13 protein-coding genes and 1 tRNA gene are annotated in these 12125 nt (G+C 64.5%); 4 read left to right on the top strand and 10 right to left on the bottom strand.

Going from position 1 to position 12125, the window contains the following annotated elements:
- From EJI01_RS12370 to EJI01_RS12380, 3 genes are all read left to right on the top strand, one after another.
- Nucleotides 1–1011, top strand: a complete 1011-nt coding sequence (locus tag EJI01_RS12370; RefSeq protein WP_126837423.1) for a hypothetical protein — start codon at nt 1–3, stop codon at nt 1009–1011.
- A 76-nt stretch (nt 1012–1087) separates the two neighbouring features.
- Nucleotides 1088–1843 (top strand): cell division protein ZapD, encoded by a 756-nt coding sequence (zapD, locus tag EJI01_RS12375; RefSeq protein ID WP_126837424.1) that lies wholly within the window; start codon nt 1088–1090, stop codon nt 1841–1843.
- Nucleotides 1843–2055 carry a DNA gyrase inhibitor YacG gene (locus tag EJI01_RS12380; RefSeq protein WP_126837694.1) on the top strand — a complete coding sequence of 71 codons (213 nt, stop codon included), beginning with the start codon at nt 1843–1845 and terminating at the stop codon, nt 2053–2055. Before zapD ends, EJI01_RS12380 begins: the two co-directional genes overlap by 1 nt.
- Here the strand turns inward: EJI01_RS12380 and mutT are convergent.
- The 4 genes from mutT to secA are packed head-to-tail and all read right to left on the bottom strand — an operon-like array spanning nt 2046 to nt 7373.
- The gene (gene mutT, locus EJI01_RS12385) at nt 2046–2468 is read right to left on the bottom strand and encodes an 8-oxo-dGTP diphosphatase MutT (RefSeq protein WP_126837425.1); all 423 of its coding nucleotides are present in this window, start codon (nt 2466–2468) and stop codon (nt 2046–2048) included. The two genes, EJI01_RS12380 and mutT, sit on opposite strands and share 10 nt — an antisense overlap.
- Before the next feature lie 6 nt (nt 2469–2474).
- Nucleotides 2475–3344 carry an ATP-binding protein gene (locus tag EJI01_RS12390; RefSeq protein ID WP_126837427.1) on the bottom strand — a complete coding sequence of 290 codons (870 nt, stop codon included), beginning with the start codon at nt 3342–3344 and terminating at the stop codon, nt 2475–2477.
- Complete coding sequence (gene argJ / locus EJI01_RS12395) at nt 3341–4570, bottom strand: bifunctional glutamate N-acetyltransferase/amino-acid acetyltransferase ArgJ (RefSeq protein WP_126837429.1); 1230 nt, start codon at nt 4568–4570, stop codon at nt 3341–3343. The genes EJI01_RS12390 and argJ overlap by 4 nt, the downstream gene beginning before the upstream one ends.
- A 19-nt stretch (nt 4571–4589) precedes the next feature.
- The gene (secA, locus tag EJI01_RS12400) at nt 4590–7373 is read right to left on the bottom strand and encodes a preprotein translocase subunit SecA (protein WP_126837431.1); all 2784 of its coding nucleotides are present in this window, start codon (nt 7371–7373) and stop codon (nt 4590–4592) included.
- A gap of 190 nt (nt 7374–7563) precedes the next feature.
- On the opposite strand from secA, the gene EJI01_RS12405 reads away from it, so the two are divergent.
- A complete protein-coding gene (locus EJI01_RS12405; RefSeq protein WP_126837433.1) occupies nt 7564–7869 on the top strand; it encodes a DciA family protein in 306 nt (101 codons plus the stop codon).
- Between the two features lie 6 nt (nt 7870–7875).
- Here EJI01_RS12405 and EJI01_RS12410 read toward each other — a convergent pair.
- From EJI01_RS12410 to petA, 6 genes are all read right to left on the bottom strand, one after another.
- Nucleotides 7876–7951: transfer RNA gene (locus EJI01_RS12410), tRNA-Thr, on the bottom strand.
- A gap of 49 nt (nt 7952–8000) precedes the next feature.
- Entirely contained in the window at nt 8001–8567 is a 567-nt protein-coding gene (locus EJI01_RS12415; RefSeq protein ID WP_126837434.1) for a ClpXP protease specificity-enhancing factor, read from the bottom strand.
- 19 nt (nt 8568–8586) lie between these two features.
- Nucleotides 8587–9198 (bottom strand): glutathione S-transferase N-terminal domain-containing protein, encoded by a 612-nt coding sequence (locus EJI01_RS12420; protein ID WP_057596959.1) that lies wholly within the window; start codon nt 9196–9198, stop codon nt 8587–8589.
- A 101-nt stretch (nt 9199–9299) separates the two neighbouring features.
- Entirely contained in the window at nt 9300–10055 is a 756-nt protein-coding gene (locus tag EJI01_RS12425) for a cytochrome c1 (protein ID WP_126837436.1), read from the bottom strand.
- A gap of 16 nt (nt 10056–10071) precedes the next feature.
- Nucleotides 10072–11472 (bottom strand): cytochrome b, encoded by a 1401-nt coding sequence (locus EJI01_RS12430; RefSeq protein ID WP_126837438.1) that lies wholly within the window; start codon nt 11470–11472, stop codon nt 10072–10074.
- Between the two features lie 13 nt (nt 11473–11485).
- Nucleotides 11486–12100 carry a ubiquinol-cytochrome c reductase iron-sulfur subunit gene (petA, locus tag EJI01_RS12435; RefSeq protein WP_126837439.1) on the bottom strand — a complete coding sequence of 205 codons (615 nt, stop codon included), beginning with the start codon at nt 12098–12100 and terminating at the stop codon, nt 11486–11488.
- Nucleotides 12101–12125 lie beyond the last annotated feature (25 nt).

A 12125-nucleotide genomic window follows, 5' to 3' on the forward strand; every position in this document is an offset into this window, starting at 1 on the left:
ATGACCCCAGCGAAACTCTGGCTGCGGATCTTTTTCGCTGGCTTTGCGGTGATCGTGGCCCTGCTGCTGGTCACGCTGTTCACGCCGATTCCCTACGGCGACCTGTCGCGCATCGGGCGCGTATCCGAGCACGAGTTCGGGTGGCGCAAACCGCCGCCTCCTCTCCCGTTCGAGTCCATGCGCGCCGTCCCGATGGACCAAGCCGACATCCTCGTCATCGGCGACAGTTTCTCGATGACCTTCACATGGCAGAGCGTACTGGTGAAGGCCGGCTACCGCGTCACGACTATCTACTGGGGGCAACTTCCCTTCATCTGCAAGAACTTCAGCCAATGGGTCGAGGACAACGGTTTCCGCGGCAAGCTGATCGTGATCGAGAGCATCGAGCGCCTGCTTGCCGAGCGCCTCGACGACAGCGAGAAGTGCGGCGCGATGTCGAAGAAGCCCCTGTCGGTCAAGAAGGAGCCCTTCGTGCAGCCCCTCACCGAGGTCCCGGGCTTCGAACTCAATACCAGCGCCAAGCTGACCACCGGCCTGAACACCTATCGCAACACGAAACGCGCCATCGCATCGCCCGACGTCCAGTTCGGAGAGCGCGCGCGGGTGCGCACCGTGCCCGACGGCTGCGCCTATTTCAGCAGCAGGCTGTGCGACAAGGCGCTGTTCTTTCCCGATGACACCACCGCAGCGGAGCTTTCCGAACGCACGGTCAGGCAAATGGAAGCGATCAGCCAGGCGCATCCGTCGCCGCCGATCCTGTGGATGGTGATTCCGGACAAGACCACGACTTACGTGGAACCGCAGCACTCCGCCGCTTTCGTCGCCGCCCTCAACAAGACCAAACTCGGTCCCGACTTGTTCACCGCGGCGAGGGAGGCCCGTACGACCGTGCGCGACCTGTACTTCCCCAACGACACGCACCTGTCCATGCACGGTCAGCTGTGGGTCGGCGAGCTGATGCTCAAGGAGGTGCGCGCGCTCCTCTCTCCCGTCCGGCACAACGCGCCGTAGGACGAATGCCAGTTCCCCTTCGCTGCGGTGCGGCAGCGAGTCTTCGGGCTATCATCGTGCGACTGGAAGCCGACGCGTGATTCTGTACGAGTACCCCTTCAACGAGCGCATCCGGACCTACCTGCGGCTGGAGCACCTGTTTCGCCGCCTCGGCGAATTGGTGCCTGCCGATTCGGCGCTCTCCCATCACTACGCCCTCGTCACGATCTTCGAGATCATGGACGTGGCGGCGCGCGCCGATCTCAAGGCCGACGTGCTGCGCGACCTCGACAAGCACAAGAACGTCTTCAACAGCTATCGCGGCAACCCGGCCATCTCCGAAGCCGTGCTTGACCAGGTCGTCGGCAAGCTCGAAAGCAACTTCACCACGCTCAACACGGTTCCCGGCAAGGCCGGACAGGCATTGACCGAGAACGAGTGGCTGATGAGCATCCGCAGCCGCGCGAGCATTCCCGGCGGCACCTGCGAGTTCGATCTGCCGGCCTACTACGCCTGGCAGAACGGCAGCGCCCCCGACCGGCGCGCCGACCTGGAACGCTGGTCCTCCACGCTCGCGCCGCTGGCCGAATCGATCTACCTGCTGCTGAAGCTCTTGCGCGACGCCGACGTGCCCTACAAGGTCATGGCCGCTGGCGGCCAGTTCCAGCAGAACCTGCCTCAGGGCCGGAGCTTCCAGCTGTTGCGCCTGCGGATCGACCCGAAACTCGGACTCATTCCCGAGATCAGCGGCAATCGGCTCATGGTGTCGGTGCGCTTGATGCGACACGAAGCCGACGATCGCCTGCACCAGAGCACGGACGACACTCCCTTCGAGCTGACTCTCTGCGCATGATGGCCAAGGTCAATTCATCTGGCGAGCGCATCGTCCGGTGCCCGGCATGCGGGAAAGACAGCGTCTACGCGCCCAGTAATCCGTACCGGCCCTTCTGCAGCGCACGCTGCAAGGGCATCGACCTCGGCGCGTGGGCCAGCGAGGAATTCAGAATGCCGGCCGAGGCGCCGCCGGACGACGAGGCTTTCGGCGACCCCAAGATTCAGCAGTGATCGTTGGCGAGGCCGCGCTCCCGCGCGAGCCAGCCAAGCACCGGCAGCGCACCCGGCAGCACCGGCGCCACATCGAGCGGCAACTGCTGCCAGCGCATCGCCTGGCCTTCGCGCATCTCGAACTCGCCACGCCACGCCCGGACCTTGCACCAGTGCAGGCGGACCAGCGCGTGCGGATAGTCGTGTTCGGTGGTCTTCCAGACCTCGGCGCCGGCGATCGTGATGCCGAGTTCCTCGTGCAGTTCGCGCCGTAGCGCCTCTTCCACCGTCTCGCCCGGCTCGATCTTGCCGCCCGGAAACTCCCAGTAGCCCGCGTAAGGCTTGCCGTCGGGCCGGGTCGAAAGAAGCAGCGCGTCGTCCTCGCGGATGAGGATGCCTACCGCCACCTCTGTGTGCTTGCGCTTGTCCGTCATGGCGCGTCAGCTGCGGCCAGCGTAGTCACGCGCGAACTGGTAGGCCACCCGGCCGCTGCGTGAACCGCGCTCGAGCGCCCAGACCAGCGCCTCGGCCCGTGCTGCCTCGATCGCCTTTTGATCGACGCCGAAGGACGACAGCCACTGCGCGACGATGGTCAGGTATTCGTTCTGGCTGAAGGGATAGAAGCTGACCCACAGGCCGAAGCGCTCCGACAGCGAGATCTTTTCCTCGATCACCTCGCCGGGATGCACCTCGCCGTCTTCGGTGTGGGTGTAGCTCAGGTTGTCCTTCATGTATTCGGGCAGCAGGTGGCGCCGGTTGCTGGTCGCATAGATCAGCACATTGGGCGTGGCCGCGGCGATCGAGCCGTCGAGGATCGACTTGAGCGCCTTGTAGCCGGGTTCGCCCTCGTCGAAACTCAGGTCGTCGCTGAATACGATGAACTTCTCGGGCCGCTGCGAAACCACCTCGACGATGTCCGGCAGGTCCGTCAGCTCGGCCTTGTCGACTTCGATCAAGCGCAATCCCTGCGGCGCATAGGCCTGCAGGCAGGCGCGGATCAGCGAAGACTTGCCGGTGCCGCGGGCTCCGGTCAACAGCACATTGTTGGCCGGCTTGCCCTCGACGAACTGACGCGTGTTGCGTTCGATCTTTTCCTTCTGGGCGTCGATTTCCTTCAACGCATCCAAGGGCATCGAAGCCAGGTGGCGCACCGGTTCCAGCGTGCCGTGTCCCGAGCTGCGGCGGCGGTAGCGCCAGGCGATCGAGGCGTTCCAGTCGGAGGGCGCCGCCAGCGGCTGCGGAAGGATCGACTCGATGCGGCCGATCAGCTGTTCGGCGCGCTCGATCAGGCGTTCGAACTTCTCATTCATGACCTGTAGTCGGCATTGATGGAAACGTAGTCGTGGCTCAGGTCGCAGGTCCACACGGTATCGGCGGCGTCGCCGCGGCCGAGGCCGATGCGCACCGTGATCTCGCTCTGCTTCATCACGCGCTGGCCGTCTTCTTCGCGGTAGCTCGGATTGCGTCCGCCCTTGACGGCAACATGCACGTCGTCGAGGTGGAGATCGATTCCAGTCTGATCGAGGTCGGTGATGCCCGCATAGCCGACCGCCGCGAGGATGCGCCCGAGGTTGGGGTCGCTCGCGTAGAACGCGGTCTTGACCAGCGGCGAATGCGCCACCGCATACGCCACCTGCCTGCATTCGGCGGCATCGCGCCCGCCTTCCACGCGGATGGTGATGAACTTGGACGCGCCCTCGCCGTCGCGCACGATGGCCTGGGCCAGCTGGCGCGCGACGGTCTGCATCGCTTCCACCAACGCACGGCCTTCCACGGAATCGAGTGAGGAGATGGTGCCGTGCGCAGCCTTCTGCGTGGCGATCACCACGAAGGAATCGTTGGTCGAGGTGTCGCCGTCGATGGTCACGCGATTGAACGAAGCGTCGGCCAACGCCTTGGCCAGCGGCTGGATCAGCGACGGAGCGATCTTCGCGTCTGTCGCCATGAACCCGAGCATGGTCGCCATGTTCGGCCGGATCATGCCGGCGCCCTTGCTGATGCCGGTGACGGTGACCGTCGCGCCGCCGATCTGCACCTGGAGGCTGAAGGCCTTGGGCACGGTGTCGGTGGTCATGATGCCTTCGGCCGCGCGTGCCCAGTGGTCGGGCGCCGCGTCGGCAAGCGCAGCGGGCAGGCCGGCCTCGATGCGGTCGATCGGCAGCGGCTCCATGATCACGCCGGTGGAGAACGGGAGGATCTGCTCGGGTGCCAGGTTCAGCTTGCGGGCTAACGCGATGCAGGTCGCGCGCGTGCGCGCCAGGCCGTCCTCACCGGTGCCGGCATTCGCATTGCCGGTGTTGATCAGCATCGCGCGAATGCCGAAGTCCCGGGCCAGGTGTTCGCGGCACACCTGCACGGGCGCTGCGCAGAAGCGGTTCTGCGTGAACACGCCGCCGACGGCAGCGCCTTCGTCTATCAGCACCACCGTCAGGTCCTTGCGGTTGGCTTTGCGCACGCCCGCTTCGGCCACGCCGATGCGAATGCCGGGCACCGCATGCAGGGCGGCGGGGTCGGGAGCGGAGAGATTCACGGGCATGGCGGCGTCCTGGTCGCTATCAGCTGAGTTTGCCGTGGCAATGCTTGAATTTCTTGCCGCTGCCGCAGGGGCAGGGATCGTTGCGGCCGACGCGGGCGAAGGCGGCGGCGCCGACGGGAAGGCCAGTGGCGATCGCGGCCAGGCGGCGCTGGCTTTCCTCGTCGACGCGGATCTCGACGTCGCCCGTCTCGGTCGGCGCGGTGTAGGTGATGTTGGCCAAGTTCTCGCCGCGGCTTTCCATCGCGTCGGCGGCCTGCTCCAACTGCTCGCTCGACTGCACGCGCACCGTCATGAGCTGGCGCGTGACCTCGTTCTTCACCGAATCGAGCAACTGGCCGAAGAGCTCGAAAGCCTCGCGCTTGTATTCCTGCTTGGGCTGCTTCTGAGCGTAGCCGCGCAGGTGGATGCCCTGGCGCAGGTAGTCCAGCGAAGCCAGGTGCTCGCGCCAGTGGGTGTCGATGCTTTGCAGCAGCACCATGCGCTCGAACTGGGTGAAGTTCTCCTGGCCGATCAGCGTCACCTTGGCGTTGAACGCTTCGTTGGCCGCGGCCACCACCTTTTCGACGATGTCCTCGTCGCCCATGGCGCTCGCGGCCTCCACGTCCTTCTGAAGCGGGATGTCGATGCCCCACTCGTCGCTCAACGCCTTCTCGAGGCCGGCCAGGTCCCACTGCTCCTCGACCGATTCGGGCGGCACGTACTGGCGGACCAGGTCGGTGAAGCAGCCTTCGCGCAAGGCCTCGATCTGCGCCGTGAGATCGCCGGCGTCGAGGATGTCGTTGCGCTGCTGGTAGATCACCTTGCGCTGGTCGTTGGAGACGTCGTCGTACTCCAGCAGCTGCTTGCGGATGTCGAAATTGCGGGCCTCGACCTTGCGCTGCGCGCTCTCGATGCTGCGCGTGACGATGCCGGCTTCGATGGCCTCGCCATCCGGCATCTTGAGGCGGTCCATGATCGCCTTGACGCGGTCGCCCGCGAAGATGCGCATCAGCGGATCGTCAAGGCTCAGGTAGAAGCGCGAAGAGCCCGGGTCGCCCTGCCGGCCCGAGCGGCCGCGCAGCTGATTGTCGATGCGCCGCGATTCGTGGCGCTCGGTCGCGATGATGCGCAGGCCGCCGAGCGACTTCACGAACTCATGGTCCTTGTCCCACTCGCTGCGCAGGCGTGCGATCTCGGCCGCCTTGGCCGAAGGATCGAGCGCTTCGTCAGCCTCTACCGCTTCGATTGCCTTTTCGACGTTGCCCCCGAGCACGATGTCGGTACCGCGGCCCGCCATGTTGGTCGCAATCGTGATCATCTTGGTCCGGCCTGCCTGCGCGACGATCTCGGCCTCGCGCGCATGCTGCTTAGCGTTGAGCACCTGGTGCGGCAGGCCTGCCTTGGCGAGCAGTCCGTCGATGATCTCGGAGTTCTCGATCGAGGAGGTGCCCACCAGCACCGGCTGGCCGCGCTCGTAGCACTCGCGGATGTCTTCAATGGCCGCGTCGTACTTCTCGCGCGTGGTCTTGTAGACGCGGTCCAGCTGGTCTTCGCGCCGACTCGGACGGTTGGGCGGAATGATCGTGGTCTCCAGGCCGTAGATCTCCTGGAATTCGTAGGCTTCCGTGTCGGCCGTGCCCGTCATGCCCGCCAGCTTGCCGTACAGGCGGAAATAGTTCTGGAAGGTGATCGAGGCGAGCGTCTGGTTCTCGGCCTGGATCTCGACGCCTTCCTTGGCTTCGACGGCCTGGTGCAGGCCGTCGCTCCAGCGCCGGCCGGTCATCAGGCGGCCAGTGAACTCGTCGACGATCACCACCTCGCCCTGCTGCACCACGTAGTGCTGGTCGCGGTGGTACAGATGCCGCGCACGCAGCGCCGCATTGAGGTGATGCATCAGCGTGATGTTGGCCGGATCGTAGAGCGAGGCGCCCTCGGGCAGCAGCTTGAATTCGGAGAGGATCTGCTCCGCTTTCTCGTGACCGTCTTCGGTCAGGAACACCTGGTGCGTCTTCTCGTCGACCGTGAAGTCGCCCGGCTTCGTGACGCCCTCGCCGGTGCGCGGATCGGCCTCGCCCTCCTGCTTGGTCAAGAGCGGCACGACCTTGTTGATCGCGAGGTACAGCTCTGTGTGGTCCTCGGCCTGGCCGCTGATGATGAGCGGCGTGCGCGCCTCGTCGATCAGGATCGAGTCCACCTCGTCGACGATCGCGTAGTTCAGCCCGCGCTGCACCCGGTCCTGCGTCTCGTAGACCATGTTGTCGCGCAGGTAGTCGAAGCCGTACTCGTTGTTGGTGCCGTAGGTAATGTCGCTGCCGTAGGCCTGCTGCTTCTCCTCGCGCGGCATCTGCGGCAAATTGATGCCGACCGTGAGTCCGAGGAAGTTGTAGAGGCGGCCCATCCAGCGGGCGTCGCGATTGGCGAGGTAGTCGTTCACTGTCACCACGTGCACGCCCTTGCCGGTCAGCGCGTTCAGGTACACCGGCAGCGTGGCGGTGAGCGTCTTGCCCTCGCCGGTGCGCATTTCGGAGATCTTGCCGTTGTGAAGCGCCATGCCGCCGAGCAGCTGCACGTCGAAGTGGCGCATCTTCATGACGCGCTTGGAGCCTTCGCGCACCGTCGCAAAAGCCTCGGGCAGCAGGTCGTCCAGCGTCTCGCCGCGCTCCAGCCGGTCCTTGAACTCCTGGGTTTTCGCGCGCAGCGCATCGTCGCTGAGTTTCTCGAATGCGGGTTCGAGCGCATTGATGCGCTCGACCGTCTTGCGATACTGCTTGAGGAGCCGGTCGTTGCGACTGCCGAAAATCTGGGTCAGGAAGTTGGTGGCCATGCGAGCAGGTCGACAGGGACCCCAACGCATGCGGGCACCGCGACCGAAATTCCTAAGATAGGTGAAAGCAGGTGGGCGCGCCTGGCGCAAAATCTTTCACGCCAAGGCAAACGGACCCCGCCGGCGCGAACGCCGGCAAACCGGGCATTTTAGCCGCGTTGCCACCCTAGGCTCTTCACAGTCTTTCCCCATGAACCGCCGTTTCAATCCCGTCACTTTGGAGCAAGCCGCGCAGGATTCGCCGACCCTGGCCAGCCTCTTCGCTCGCGCGCGCGACGCGAGCGAGCGGTTGCAGGCGGTGCAGGAACTAATTCCGCCCGACTTGCGCCCTGCCGTGCAGGCCGGTCCGGTCGAAGGCGGCACCTGGTGCCTGCTGGTGCGGGGCAACGCCGCCGCCGCGAAGCTGCGCCAGCTGCTGCCGCTGCTTCAGACGCGGCTGAAATCCATGGGATGGGGCGAGGTGACGCTGCGCATCAAGGTACAGGCGCGGCGCTGAAACCGATGGTGCCGCTTGTCGGAATCGAACTGACGACCTACCGCTTACAAGGCGGTTGCTCTACCAACTGAGCTAAAGCGGCGTGGGGGAATGGGTGAATTTTAGCGGCGCGGCGCCCGGCGGGCGGTTGACTACTTGATGCGCTTGAGCGAGGGACGGGCGCCGCCGTTGGTCGGCGGCCTCGGCGGGTCTTCGGGGTCCGACGGCGTGGCACCCGCTGTCGTTGTTGCCGCCGCGTCATCCGCGGAAGCCTCGCCGCTGACCAGATGGACCACCCTGCTCCCATCGCCTTCGGTGCCGCGGGAGGTATCCCGCAAGGACGTGCGCGACGCCGTGACCGGGCTGTGGTCCTCGATGGCCGGCACTGCCGCGGGTGCGGGCGCCGGAAAAGCCATGCCCTGCCCGTTCTCGCGCGCATAGATCGCGATCACGCGGCCTACCGGCACGCTGATCTCGCGCGCGGTGCCGGCGAAGCGGGCCTTGAACTCGATGAAATCGTTGCCCAGCTTGAGCGAGCTGGTCGCATCGAAGCTGATGTTCAGCACGATCTCGCCGTTCTTCACGTACTCGCGCGGCACCTGCACCGTGTCGTCGACCTGCACCGCCACGTAGGGGGTGAAGCCGTTGTCCGTGCACCACTCGTACAGCGCCCGGATCAGGTAGGGGCGGGTGGAAGAAGACTCGAGCGCGTTGATCATGAGAACGAAACTGCAGGTACTACTTGCGCATCACCTTTTCGGACGGCGTCAGCGCTTCGATGTAGGCCGGCCGCGAGAAGATGCGTTCAGCGTACTTCAGAAGCGGCGCGGCGTTCTTGCTGAGGTCGATGCCATAGTAGTCCAGGCGCCAGAGCAGCGGCGCGATCGCGACGTCGAGCATCGAGAAATTGTCGCCAAGCATGTATTTGTTCTTGAGAAACACGGGCGCGAGCTGCGTGAGCCGGTCGCGGATATGCGAGCGCGCCTTCTCGAGCGCCTTCTCGTTGCCCTTGGCGGTGCGGTTTTCCAGCGTGGAGACGTGCACGAACAGTTCCTTCTCGAAATTAAGCAGGAACAGGCGCACGCGAGCGCGGTCGACTGGGTCGCCGGGCATCAGCTGCGGGTGCGGGAAGCGCTCGTCGATGTACTCGTTGATGATGTTCGACTCGTACAGGATCAGGTCGCGCTCCACCAGGATCGGCACCTGGCCGTACGGATTCATCACGCTGATGTCTTCGGGCTTGTTATAGAGATCGACGTCGCGGATCTCGAAATCCATGCCTTTTTCGAACAGCACGAAGCGGCAACGATGAGAAAAGGGGCAGGTCGTTCCTGAATACAAAACCATCATGGCGAAAGACTCCTAAAAATTAAAAAGAGTGGGCATGCGCAATGGCAACCCACTCCACAAGGACGCGCGCCGGCAATACGAGGCCGCGTTCTCAGCTTGGTTTACTTCACGTCTTTCCAGTACGAGGCATTCAAGCGCCATACGAAGACCAACGCCATGACGAGAAACAGCATCACCCAGACGCCGACCCGGATGCGGGTGTTCTGGGCAGGTTCGGCCATCCATTGCAGGTAGCTCACCAGATCGCCCATCGCCTGGTCGAACTGCAGCGGCGTCATCGTTCCGGGCGAGACCTGCTCCCAGCCCTTGAATACCTCGGCGGTGTGGCCGTGCGATTCGACCTTGTCGAGCACCGGGCGGCGATCGCCCTGCAGCTCCCACATCGCATGCGGCATGCCGACGTTCGGGAACACGAGGTTGTTCCAGCCGGTCGCCTTGGTGTCGTCGCGATAGAAGGTGCGCAGGTAGGTATAGAGATAGTCGGCGCCGGTGCCGCCGTGGCCGGCGCGCGAACGGGCGACCAGCGTGAGGTCGGGCGGAACGCCGCCGAACCATTCCTTGGCCTGGCTCGGATCGAGGTTGGCCTTCATCGTCTCGCCGACCTTGTCGGTCGTGAACAGGAGGTTGTCCTTGATCTGCTGCTCGGTAATGCCGATGTCCTGCAGCCGGTTGTAGCGCATGAACGCTGCCGAATGGCAGTTGAGGCAGTAGTTGACGAACAGCTTGGCGCCGTTCTGCAGCGCGGCCAGGTCGTTGGTCTTGTTCGGCGCCTTGTCCCAGGCGATGCCGCCTTCGGCGGCATGTGCGCCGGCTACGAAGCCAAGCGCTGCAATCAACGTGAGGATCAGTTTCTTCATTCTTGTGTGCTCCCGGTCAGTGGGCGCTGAAGGTCACGCGCTCGGGGACCGGCTTGAATTCGCCGAGGCGGCTCCACCACGGCATCAGGAGGAAGAACCCGAAATAGAACAGCGTTCCGACCTGCGACACGCGCTCGCCGATCGGCGACGGCGGCTGCACGCCGAGGTAGGCGAGGACCACGAAGTTGACGACGAACACGCCGTACAGGTACCAGTGCCAGCTCGGGCGGTAGCGGATCGATCTGACCGGGCTGTGGTCCAGCCAGGGCAGGAAGAACAGGATGACGACCGCACCGCCCATCACCAGAACGCCCCAGAACTTGGCGTCGGTGTTGAGCATCATGGCAATGACGATGGCCGCGGCGATCACGATCAGGCCTTTGAGCAGCGCGATGATGCGCGCCTTCCAGACACCGAAGACGGCACCCGCGACCACGCAGGCGATCAGCACATACACCATCTCGCCGGTGATCGCGCGCAGCATCGAGTAGTAGGGCGTGAAGTACCAGACCGGCGCGATGTGGTTCGGCGTCTTCAGCGAATCGGCCGGGATGAAGTTGTTGTATTCGAGGAAGTAGCCGCCGGCCTCGGGCGCGAAGAAGATCACGGCCGAGAAGATCGTGAGGAACACCACCACGCCGAAGATGTCGTGTACCGTGTAGTACGGATGCGACGGAATGCCGTCCAGCGGATGGCCGTCGGCGTCGAGCTTGGCCTTGATCTCGATGCCGTCGGGGTTGTTCGAACCCACTTCGTGCAGCGCGATCAGATGGGCGACCACCAAGCCCAGCAGCACCAGCGGCACCGCGATCACGTGGAAGCTGAAGAAGCGGTTGAGCGTGGCGTCGCTCACCACGTAGTCGCCGCGGATCAGGAGTGCGAGATCAGGGCCGACGAAGGGAATCGCGGAGAACAGGTTCACGATCACCTGGGCGCCCCAGTAGCTCATCTGGCCCCAGGGCAGCAGGTAGCCCATGAAGGCTTCGGCCATCAGGCACAGGAAGATCGCGCAGCCGAAGATCCAGATCAGCTCGCGCGGCTTGCGGTAGCTGCCGTAGATGAGGCCGCGGAACATGTGTAGGTACACCACGATGAAGAACGCCGAGGCGCCCGTGGAGTGCATGTAGCGGATCAGCCAGCCCCAGGGCACGTCGCGCATGATGTACTCGACCGAGGCGAAGGCCTGCGCCGCATCGGGCTTGTAGTGCATCACCAGGAAGATGCCGGTCACGATCTGGATCACAAGGACCAGCATCGCGAGCGAGCCGAAGATGTACCAGAAGTTGAAGTTCTTCGGCGCGTAGTACTTGCCCCACTGGTCGTTCCAGAGCTTGGTCAGCGGGAAGCGGTTGTCGACCCAGTTGAGCAGCTTCTCGCCGGCCGGCGCGTTGGGCGAGATTTCCTTGAATTCAGCCATGTTCTTGTTCCTCTCAGGCCTTCTTGTCTTCGCCGATCAGGAGGCGCGTGTCGGAGAGATACATGTGCGGCGGCACCGGGAGGTTGTCGGGCGCGGGCTTGTTCTTGAAGACGCGGCCGGCCAGGTCGAAAGTCGAGCCGTGGCAGGGGCAGAGGAAACCGCCTTCCCAGTCGTCGGGCAGCGAGGGCTGTGGGCCGGCCTGGAGCTTGTCGATCGGCGAGCAGCCGAGATGGGTGCAGATGCCGACGACCACCAGCACTTCGGGCTTGATCGAGCGGCCTTCATTGCGCGCGTATTCGGGGGTGAACTCGTCGGGATTGCGCTTGGATTGCGGATCGGCGAGCTGGCCATCGAGCTTGGGCAGCTCGGCGACCTGGGCCGGCGTGCGCTTGAGGATCCAGACCGGCTTGCCGCGCCATTCGACGGTGAGTTTCTCACCGGGCTGCAGGCCGCCGATATCGACCTCGACCGGCGCACCGGCCGCCTTGGCTTTCTCCGAGGGCTGGAAAGTGCTCACGAACGGGATGGCGGTTGCGACGCCTCCCACTGCGCCGGCACAGCCGGATGCGATCAACCACGTCCGCTTGCTGCTGTCGATCCGTTGTTGGCCGACGGAGATGTCACTCATGGGGGTCCTCAAATCTTCTTCGCTG

Origin of the sequence: Variovorax sp. MHTC-1, from assembly GCF_003984645.1 — a bacterium.
In the GTDB taxonomy this organism is placed as follows: domain Bacteria; phylum Pseudomonadota; class Gammaproteobacteria; order Burkholderiales; family Burkholderiaceae_C; genus Variovorax.

What these genes read in the sequence shown, in the direction of transcription:
- EJI01_RS12370 (WP_126837423.1), top strand. Translation starts at nt 1, where the DNA reads ATGACCCCAGCGAAACTCTGGCTGCGGATCTTTTTCGCTGGCTTTGCG.
- EJI01_RS12380 (WP_126837694.1), top strand. Translation starts at nt 1,843, where the DNA reads ATGGCCAAGGTCAATTCATCTGGCGAGCGCATCGTCCGGTGCCCGGCA.
- mutT (WP_126837425.1), bottom strand. Translation starts at nt 2,468, where the DNA reads ATGACGGACAAGCGCAAGCACACAGAGGTGGCGGTAGGCATCCTCATC.
- EJI01_RS12390 (WP_126837427.1), bottom strand. Translation starts at nt 3,344, where the DNA reads ATGAATGAGAAGTTCGAACGCCTGATCGAGCGCGCCGAACAGCTGATC.
- argJ (WP_126837429.1), bottom strand. Translation starts at nt 4,570, where the DNA reads ATGCCCGTGAATCTCTCCGCTCCCGACCCCGCCGCCCTGCATGCGGTG.
- secA (WP_126837431.1), bottom strand. Translation starts at nt 7,373, where the DNA reads ATGGCCACCAACTTCCTGACCCAGATTTTCGGCAGTCGCAACGACCGG.
- EJI01_RS12405 (WP_126837433.1), top strand. Translation starts at nt 7,564, where the DNA reads ATGAACCGCCGTTTCAATCCCGTCACTTTGGAGCAAGCCGCGCAGGAT.
- EJI01_RS12415 (WP_126837434.1), bottom strand. Translation starts at nt 8,567, where the DNA reads ATGATCAACGCGCTCGAGTCTTCTTCCACCCGCCCCTACCTGATCCGG.
- EJI01_RS12420 (WP_057596959.1), bottom strand. Translation starts at nt 9,198, where the DNA reads ATGATGGTTTTGTATTCAGGAACGACCTGCCCCTTTTCTCATCGTTGC.
- EJI01_RS12425 (WP_126837436.1), bottom strand. Translation starts at nt 10,055, where the DNA reads ATGAAGAAACTGATCCTCACGTTGATTGCAGCGCTTGGCTTCGTAGCC.
- EJI01_RS12430 (WP_126837438.1), bottom strand. Translation starts at nt 11,472, where the DNA reads ATGGCTGAATTCAAGGAAATCTCGCCCAACGCGCCGGCCGGCGAGAAG.
- petA (WP_126837439.1), bottom strand. Translation starts at nt 12,100, where the DNA reads ATGAGTGACATCTCCGTCGGCCAACAACGGATCGACAGCAGCAAGCGG.